Source organism: Streptococcus danieliae (assembly GCF_025447695.1).
Classification (GTDB): domain Bacteria; phylum Bacillota; class Bacilli; order Lactobacillales; family Streptococcaceae; genus Streptococcus; species Streptococcus danieliae.
In genome coordinates this window covers 1-8546 of record NZ_JAOBSU010000075.1, presented here as the reverse complement: position 1 = coordinate 8546, position 8546 = coordinate 1, and the positions used below count along the sequence as shown (strand labels likewise).

The 8546-nt window shown below is 46.1% G+C and carries 10 protein-coding genes and 1 pseudogene; all 11 read right to left on the bottom strand.

The annotated features are described in order from the left end of the window. Positions 1–126 precede the first annotated feature (126 nt). A pseudogene (locus N4310_RS06215) lies at positions 127–1368 on the bottom strand (Eco57I restriction-modification methylase domain-containing protein); the annotation flags it as partial. A gap of 91 nt (positions 1369–1459) precedes the next feature. Further along, the gene (locus N4310_RS06210; protein WP_262092501.1) at positions 1460–1894 is read right to left on the bottom strand and encodes an Rrf2 family transcriptional regulator; all 435 of its coding nucleotides are present in this window, start codon (positions 1892–1894) and stop codon (positions 1460–1462) included. 9 nt (positions 1895–1903) lie between these two features. Beyond that, the gene (gene smpB / locus N4310_RS06205; RefSeq protein WP_262092500.1) at positions 1904–2371 is read right to left on the bottom strand and encodes an SsrA-binding protein SmpB; all 468 of its coding nucleotides are present in this window, start codon (positions 2369–2371) and stop codon (positions 1904–1906) included. Beyond that, positions 2334–4613 carry a ribonuclease R gene (gene rnr / locus N4310_RS06200; protein ID WP_262092499.1) on the bottom strand — a complete coding sequence of 760 codons (2280 nt, stop codon included), beginning with the start codon at positions 4611–4613 and terminating at the stop codon, positions 2334–2336. The genes smpB and rnr overlap by 38 nt, the downstream gene beginning before the upstream one ends. Positions 4614–4681: 68 nt before the next feature. Beyond that, positions 4682–4915 carry a preprotein translocase subunit SecG gene (gene secG / locus N4310_RS06195; protein ID WP_160333257.1) on the bottom strand — a complete coding sequence of 78 codons (234 nt, stop codon included), beginning with the start codon at positions 4913–4915 and terminating at the stop codon, positions 4682–4684. 63 nt (positions 4916–4978) lie between these two features. Further along, positions 4979–5128, bottom strand: coding sequence for a 50S ribosomal protein L33 (gene rpmG, locus N4310_RS06190; protein ID WP_160333256.1), 150 nt, complete (start codon positions 5126–5128; stop codon positions 4979–4981). A gap of 9 nt (positions 5129–5137) precedes the next feature. Further along, entirely contained in the window at positions 5138–5761 is a 624-nt protein-coding gene (coaE, locus tag N4310_RS06185; protein ID WP_262092498.1) for a dephospho-CoA kinase, read from the bottom strand. After that, the gene (gene mutM / locus N4310_RS06180; protein WP_262092497.1) at positions 5758–6579 is read right to left on the bottom strand and encodes a DNA-formamidopyrimidine glycosylase; all 822 of its coding nucleotides are present in this window, start codon (positions 6577–6579) and stop codon (positions 5758–5760) included. Before mutM ends, coaE begins: the two co-directional genes overlap by 4 nt. After that, positions 6579–7478 (bottom strand): GTPase Era, encoded by a 900-nt coding sequence (gene era / locus N4310_RS06175; protein WP_160333254.1) that lies wholly within the window; start codon positions 7476–7478, stop codon positions 6579–6581. The genes mutM and era overlap by 1 nt, the downstream gene beginning before the upstream one ends. A 15-nt stretch (positions 7479–7493) precedes the next feature. Continuing rightward, a complete protein-coding gene (locus tag N4310_RS06170; RefSeq protein WP_160333253.1) occupies positions 7494–7889 on the bottom strand; it encodes a diacylglycerol kinase family protein in 396 nt (131 codons plus the stop codon). Then, complete coding sequence (gene ybeY, locus N4310_RS06165) at positions 7873–8364, bottom strand: rRNA maturation RNase YbeY (protein WP_262092496.1); 492 nt, start codon at positions 8362–8364, stop codon at positions 7873–7875. Before ybeY ends, N4310_RS06170 begins: the two co-directional genes overlap by 17 nt. Positions 8365–8546: the final 182 nt, after the last annotated feature.

The window sequence follows — 8546 nt, the reverse complement described above, 5'->3', positions numbered from 1 at the left end:
GAATACATGGGCTTAGTGCGCCCAAAAATCAGAATTCTCCCGATAATCGGGATAGAAAAGTAGGAAATACAGGGACTCTTGCTGGAAATTAGAGGGCAAGCGTCCCTTCTTTTTTTATATGACGGAATACTTCTGGTTTTTAGAGGTGCCCTTGTATAAAGTCTTCAACTCAGCAAATGCTGTAAAAGTTTCAATGGCTCCAAAAATTTTAGTTTCATCCCTGTAAGTAATTGCTACTCCACCTTTTATATCGGTTCCTGAAAATACAGCAGATGAATCCTGCTTATAAAAAGTAACTTTCAAATGCTCATCAGACAACATTTTCTGATTCCAAACTTTAGGTGTTTTCCCAGCATCAAACAAAAATCTTGCAGGCGTGATAAGAACAGATTTAACACCTGTTTTATAAGCTTCATCCATAAAATAATTATAAATTGGCTTATCACTCGTTCCTTCTAATTCTTCCTGATACGGCGGATTGCCAATTACAACATCAAATTTCATATAAAATCCCTCACTAGACAGATTCTCAAAATCTACTATTTTATTTTTCTTCCAGTCTTTTAGTCTGGTTTTTTTCGGTCCCATTACTGGAATTTCTTCCTCGACTTCACTAAATAAATCAAGCTGAACAGCTTTGGGAGCAGCGGCAGAATAAGGCGTGGTTTTTGCTAATCCATCCATCTGCATGACATTATAGGAGATGATGGTCGCAATCTCCAGTCTCTGTTCCAAGGTTGGTCCTTTCCCAAAAGTTGCTTGATAATAGTCCTCAAAGGTGATTAGCAGGTTTTCGCGCGCCAATAGCAGGCTATCCCCTTGGTACTCATAGCCGTAGGAAGCTCGATAAGCTCGGATAGCGAGATTGAAAAATTCCTCTTCATCTGAAACCTCTTTACTAATCCGCTGTAACTTTCGATCCACAAATCCTACACGGTCAAACAGTGCTATCTCCTCACCAGTGACTGCATCGTAACGGCTCACCATATAGGGAGCTTCGCCGCAAGTAAGCTCCAGCCATCTGATATCAAGATACTCCTCTAGAGGCAAGTCACGAATTTCTTCTTCTACAATATCGTTTTGAAGCTTGACCAGCCAAGCCGGTGTGAATACTTCAGCCCGAACCTTGGTCCGATCTTTTTGCTCTACCTTATTTTTTTCTGACCTTGGTTGGATGAGATTACCATAAGAATTGATGATCTTTCTACTTGTAATGCCATCTGCAGCCGCAAATCCTCGTCCTAAAAATTCATACGAGCCTGTAGCCCAGACGATCGACTTTTTTGTCGTCCGATCCATTAATAAAACGGTTAGCAATCTCTGCAACTCCCAAACAAATACCTTTTCATTGATATCAATCTGCGTCATTGGATTCTCTTTCTCAATTACTTTTCTACCTTTATTATACACTAATTCATTACCAGCTACTTTTTCAAACAAAAAGGCTAGGATTTTCTCCTTAGCCTTTTTGCTTTTCCTGACTGGTTTTCAAAATATCTGCCAAACTTTGATGTTTCAGGGGCGCCTCCATTGCTGCCTGGACTTCTTGCAGGTGGTGATCCAAGACTCCGTGAATGGTTCGTCCAACCTCACATTGGGGATTGGGAGCATCATGGTAACGGAATAGTTTATCGGCCCCAATGCCTCCGGTCGCTTGGTAGATATTAAATAAAGAAATTGCTGCCGGTTCACGTCCCAGCTCAATCCCAGCCAAACCTTGCCGTGTTTGAATCAATTGGGCCTGGCGAAGTTGGGACATAACCTTCCGCACAATGACCGGATTGACTCCAACACTGGCGGCTAATCCCTCACTGGTCAGAATTTCCGCTTCCTCCTGTAACGCTACCAAAACCAAGATATGAACCCCGATACTAAAACGATTGGAAATCTGCATAGGCCACTCCTAACGTCGATTAAAACTCTTCATCTGCCGGTCAATATCGCGATTTTGCTCCCGGCGTTTAATGGACTCCCGCTTGTCATAATCTTTTTTCCCTTTGGCCAAGCCCAGAAGCAATTTAGCATAGCCATCCTTGAGGTAAACCTTGAGCGGAACCAGGGTCATCCCCGTTCCCTTAATCTCCTGCTCCAATTTACTAATCTGCTTTTTATGGAGCAGCAGCTTCCGGCGACGTTCCGGATCCTGGTTCCAGATATTGCCCTCCTCGTAGGGAGCAATATGCACATTGCTTAACCAGACTTCACCATTTTTAATTTGAGCAAACCCATCCTTGAGGGTGATGCGGGCGGCTCGAACGCTTTTAATTTCCGTTCCTGTCAAAACCATGCCCGCTTCAATTATATCGACGATGGTATAGTCGTGGCGCGCCTTCTTATTTTGAGCGACGACCTTTCCCTCTCCTTTGGCCATGACGTCCTCCTTTTTTGACTTGTTTTTTGTAAAATGCTTGGGGCTGTTCCCGTTTTTTCTTGCGCTCGCCTTGCGAGCGCTTTTTCGAAGCAGACGGCTTCTTCTCCACCTGGCCGCCGGCTAGATAAGCGAAATCGATTTCTCCCGTCTCCTTATCGGCCCTCTCAACCCGAATGCGAATCGGCTGTCCCACTCTGAAGGTTGTCCCGCTCCGCTCACCACGCAGGGACAGGCTCCGTTCATCAAAATGGTAGAACTCAGGCAGGTTGGTCACATGAATCAAGCCCTCCACCGTATTGGGCAACTCGACAAAGAGACCAAATTTCACAACAGAAGCAATCACGCCGTCAAATTCCTGCCCCACAAAGTCGGACATAAATTCGGCCTTCTTCATGGACTCTACAAAACGCTCAGCATCAATCGCCCGCCGCTCCCGATTGGAAGACTGACTGGCAATAGCTGGTAAAATTTCTTGAAAATGACCGGCTTTTTCAGGACTCTTACGATAGTCCCGCATCATCCGGTGAACCAGCAAGTCCGGATAGCGCCGGATAGGACTGGTAAAGTGGGTGTAGAAAGGTGCTGCCAGTCCGTAGTGACCATCATGGTTATGCTCTGAGTAACGCGCCTGCTGCATACTCCGTAAGAGCATCATCGAGAGCACCTCTTCATAGACCTGACCCTTGGCAGCAGCCATGATATCTTGGAGCGATGCCTGGGTCATCTTGGCAGCTGTACCATAAACCCGTAGACCAAAGCTAGAAGTGAAATCAATAAATTTCTGTAATTTCTCCGCCTTGGGATCTTCGTGGATCCGGTAGATAAAAGGCAAATCCTTCTGATGGAAATGCTCAGCCACCGTTTCATTGGCCACGAGCATAAAGGATTCAATCATCCGTTCTGCTAGCCCCCGCTGGCGAAGCACAATATCAACCGGTTTCCCCTTGGCGTTAACCAGAATTTTCGCTTCATTGGTATCAAAATTCAAAGCTCCCCGCTGGATTCGCATGTTTTCTAAGATTCTATGCAATTCCACCATAGCCTCCACAGATTCCAGCAATTCTGGATAGGCTTCGATCACTTCTTTTTGCCTCGCAATCATGGCATTGACGTCCGCATAGGTCATTCGTTGGCTGGTTTTAATAACCGTTTCCGCCAACTGGTAGCGTACAACCTTCCCCTGGCGATTAATTTCCATAATCGCTGACTGGGTCAGCCGATCCACCTGCGGATTCAAGGAACAAATCCCATTTGACAGGCGTTCTGGCAACATCGGAACCACTCGGTCTGTCACATAAACAGAGGTCCCCCGCTCCAAGGCTTCCCGATCCAGGGCAGACCCTTCTTTGACATAATAGGAAACATCCGCAATATGAACACCTAGTTCAAAGTTTCCACCTGTTAGGCGTTTGATATGCACCGCATCATCCAAGTCCTTGGCATCTGCCCCATCAATGGTAAAGGTCAATTCGGAACGTAAATCCAAGCGACCTTCCATATCTGCTGGACTAGGAGCATCCGGAATCGCCTCGGCCTCCGCTAAAACGGCCTCCGGGAAGGTCGAGACAATATCTAAGGACTCTAGAACCTCCAACACATCGATTCCCGTGTCATCCACATGACCCACAATCTCCACCAAGTCCGCCAAGAAAAAGTTCTTTTTCTTGCTTGGGTATTGGCGAATTTCCAGCTTGACCACTTCCGTACCGGCCAACTGGAAATCGCCTGGCTGAATGTAGATAGGCTGGCTAATCTTTTGGTTCCGAGAGCGGACATAGGCTGGGTATTTGGACTTGCCTTCTTCCAGAACAACCTTCCCCACAACCTGTGTCAGCGAATGCTCCAAAATCTCCACAACCTTGCCTTCCGCCGAAGTTCCCTTCATGCGGTCGGCAACCTGGACAATCTCTACCAGAACCCGATCGCCATCAATCGCCTGATTAACAAAATCCCGACCAATAAAAACATCCGGTTCTGCCTCATCCACTGTTACAAACCCAAAACCTGATTTATGAGCATGAAAGACCCCCTCCAGTTTTGGAGCAAGGGGTTTTTTCGTAGCTTCCCTCCACACAATCGTTCCCTGATCAGTGAAACTCACCTTACCCTGAGCCTCCAAACGGGAAATTTCCTTGACCAGATTGGTAAATCCTTTGGCGTTTTTAATCCCCAAAGAATCCCCTAACTGATCCACCGACATTGGCCCAGACTCTTTCACCAGGGCCAGAATTTGCTTTTTCATTTATACCTCTCAAAAAAAGGGCGGTTGCTCACAAGACCTCCGGTCTTGCTCCAACTCGCCCTAAATACTTAAATACTTGATAACACGGCCAATACCAAAGCAATCGCTAGCCAGAAAAAGACTAGCACAGCAGTTGTTCGCTGCATAACGGCTTCGAATCCGCGCGCTTTTGTACGTTCAAATAGGTCACCCGCACTCGAATCAAACACGTTTGACGATTGATTCTTGGTCGGTTGCATAAAAATGACCATCACCAAAATAACAGATAGGACTAAAAATGCAGTTAATAATAATTGAAACATTGCCAAACTCCTTCAAATCCCTTCTATAGTAGCATAGTTTCCCAAACTTGTAAACCGAGGATCTCACTTCATCTCTTGATGCGTCGTGACCTGACGCTCCTTGGGACAGTATTTCAAGACCTCAATCCGATCGGGATGCGACTTAGGATTTTTACTAGTAATATAATTTTGACTGCCACACGATTGGCAACGCAATTGAATTTTAATTCTCATATACTTTTCTTACTCTTGATCCTTTAGGGAAGAAAATCGATCCTCTAAGCCAAGCAAGGCCTGATCAATTTGTTGGTGCAAGTCCAACAAACTGCCACGATTATCAAGGATCAGACTGACTAAGGGCCGTTTGCGCTCCAAGGGCCATTGGCGAAGCATCCGCTGATGCGCCTCCTGCTCGGTCAGGCTATTACGCCGCATCAAACGCTCCAACTGCGTGACCTCATCGACATCCACCAGCCAAATCAGCTCAAACCAGGCCTCATAACCCTCCTCAAACAACAAGGGGATATCAAAAAAGACCACCTCACCTGACCTCTGAGCCTGCTCCAACTCGGCTGCCAAGGCCGACCGAATCACGCGGCCCTGTTCCACCTTCGACCAGGCCCGAAAATCCGCATCCGAAAAAAAACGCTGGGCCAATTTGGCACGATCCAAGGCCCCCTGATCCTCTAAAATCTCCGGGCCTAAATGTGCCACCAACAGCTTGTAGAGGGCTCCTCCTGGGGCCTGTAGCTCATGGACCAACTGATCTGCATCCACCACCCGATAGCCTCGTGTTTGTAAATAGCGGGTCACCTGGCTTTTACCAGAGGCAATCCCGCCTGTTAAACCAATCACCTGAGCCTTCATAACTTTTGACACCGAGGGCAAATATGGGTCCCTCTTCCCCCAACTTTAATTTTCTCAATCTCTCTTCCACAACGGAGACAGGGCTGGCCCTTTTGACCATAAACCTTGAGGGTTTCCTGCATAGTCCCAGCTTCCCCAAAGGCATTTTTATAAGTCCGAATGGTTGAACCACCCCGAGCTACTCCTTCCGCCAAAACCTCGATAATGGCCTGACGCAAACGACTGATTTTTTGAGCAGATAAATCTGAAGCCGGGGTCAAGGGGTGGATTCGAGACAACCACAAGACTTCATCGACATAGATATTGCCTAAACCAGCCACAAGGGTTTGATCTAAAAGCAAGTTTTTTACAGGTTTCCGAGATCGTTTCAGCCCCTCCCGGAAAGGCTTCAAGGCAAAGTCCTCTTCAACCGGCTCGGGGCCTAATTTCTTAGACTGAAAATAGGCTTCTAATTGCTCCTTGGGCAAGTAATCAAAAGTCCCAAACTTGCGGACATCCTGGTAAACCAGACGGGAACCATCGTCAAAGTCAACCAGCACATGCTGGTGTTTTTCCGACTCCTGGGCTTCTGCTTGAAAGAAAAACTTCCCCTCCATTCGCAAATGGGATAAAAGCACATGATTCCCCAGATCAAAGATGAGATACTTCCCTCGTCGATCAACCTTCTGAATTTCTTGTCCCAGCAGGTCATGGGCCAAGGCCTCTGCCCCGGTCCGAACCATTTTGGGATAGAGAACAGTGACCTGGGCAATTCGTTTCCCTTGCACCAATGGAGAAAGACCGCGGCGAACGGTCTCTACTTCAGGTAATTCTGGCATCAGTAATCCTTTTCTGTGTATCCAAAATCAGCAAGATCGAGTTTCTTGTCCCGCCAATTTTTCTTAACCTTGACCCAAGTCTCGAGGAAGACCTTGTCTCCTAACATAGTCTCGATGTCTTTCCGAGCCATAGTTCCAATTTTCTTGAGCATGGCTCCACCCTTACCGATTACAATCCCCTTTTGACTAGAACGCTCAACCATGATGGTAGCCTGGATGTGGACTTTATCTGTTTCTTCATCCCGCTTCATGCTATCCACCACTACTGCAATCGAGTGGGGCACCTCTTCTCGTGTCAAATGTAGCACTTTTTCACGGATCATTTCAGATACCAAAAAGCGTTCTGGATGATCCGTGATCATATCATCTGGGAAATATTGGACGCCCTCTTCGAGGTTTTCTGACAAGACATCAATCAAGTGGGACACATTATTCCCTTGCAGGGCAGAAATGGGAATAATCTCCTTGAAGTCCATTTGGTCTTTAAAATCTTGGATTTGATCCAACAGCTGTTCAGGATTGACCTTATCCAGTTTGTTGACGACTAGGATAACTGGAACCTTGGCCTGCTTAAGGCGTTCGATGATCATATCATCTCCCTTGCCCCGGGGCTCATCGGCAGGCACCATAAAGAGGACGGTATCGACCTCTCTGAGCGTCGAATAAGCCGCATCGACCATGAAATCGCCCAAGGCCGTTTTAGGCTTGTGAATCCCTGGGGTATCAATAAAGACAATTTGTTCTTCAGGGGTTGTGTAAATCCCCATGATTTTATTACGCGTCGTTTGCGCCTTATCACTCATGATGGCAATTTTTTGCCCCATTACATGATTCAAAAAAGTCGACTTTCCAACATTGGGACGACCTAAAATCGCTACAAATCCTGATTTAAAAGACATTCATTCTCCTTATTATTAAAAAAATAGATTCCAAATTTTAGGGACAAAAATAATCAGTCCCGTGATCACTGCATAGGCAGAAAAGAGCAAAACCGCTCCGGCAGCCATGTCCTTAGCATGTTTGGCCAACATCGAAAAATGGTAATTAGAAGCCAAATCCACTACATTTTCAATCGCTGAATTCACAATCTCTAAGGTAATCACCATAAAAACACTCAGCAACAAAAAGAGCCATTCAATGGCTGAAACCTGAAAAATCAATCCCGCCACAATCACAAGGATCCCTGAGACCAAATGCTTACGCATGTTGGCCTCCTCCTTAAAAGCTGTGATAATCCCGGTTAAGGCAAACTCCAGGCTGGAGATGAGATCCCGATTTTTCCATTTGCGTTTATTACCTTGTGAGTCCATAGGCTGTCAATATCTCTTCCTGTAATCCAAACATTTCTGCTTCTTCTTGGGGAGTGTAATGGTCATAACCATTGATATGTAGAAAACCATGAACGGCCAAAAAGCCCATTTCCCGTTCAAATGAGTGACCATACTCGGCAGCCTGCTCCCGAGCACGGTCCACTGAAATGTAGAGTTCCCCAATGTAGGTATCAAACTCATCCATCAGTCCAACTAAATCCTCATCCTCTAAACCCAAATCCTCAAAGGAAATCGATTCTTCCGGCTTGTACTCCAAACTGACAACATCGGTTGGACGATCCATTCCTCGATATTCTAAATTAACTTGATGGATACGCTCATTGTCCACAAAGGTAATGGCCATCTCCTTGTCTTCCTTGTCAATCCGCTTAGCAGCTGACTGGACCAACCGTTCAATATCCAGCATCATTTCTTCGGACACACGTCCCGTTTCGTCCTGCATTTCAATATACATGGCAAACCCTCATTCATATCTGTTACTTCCATTATAGCACATCCCCTACTTTCTGTCTGAAAATCACCTGCCATCTCAGGATTACCATTCAGAACATTTGAGCGACCTCCCGAGTTTATCAGTTTAAAAAAGACAAAGGATAGCTAACCCCTTGTGTACCAAGGAGTTTGGCCATCCTTTTT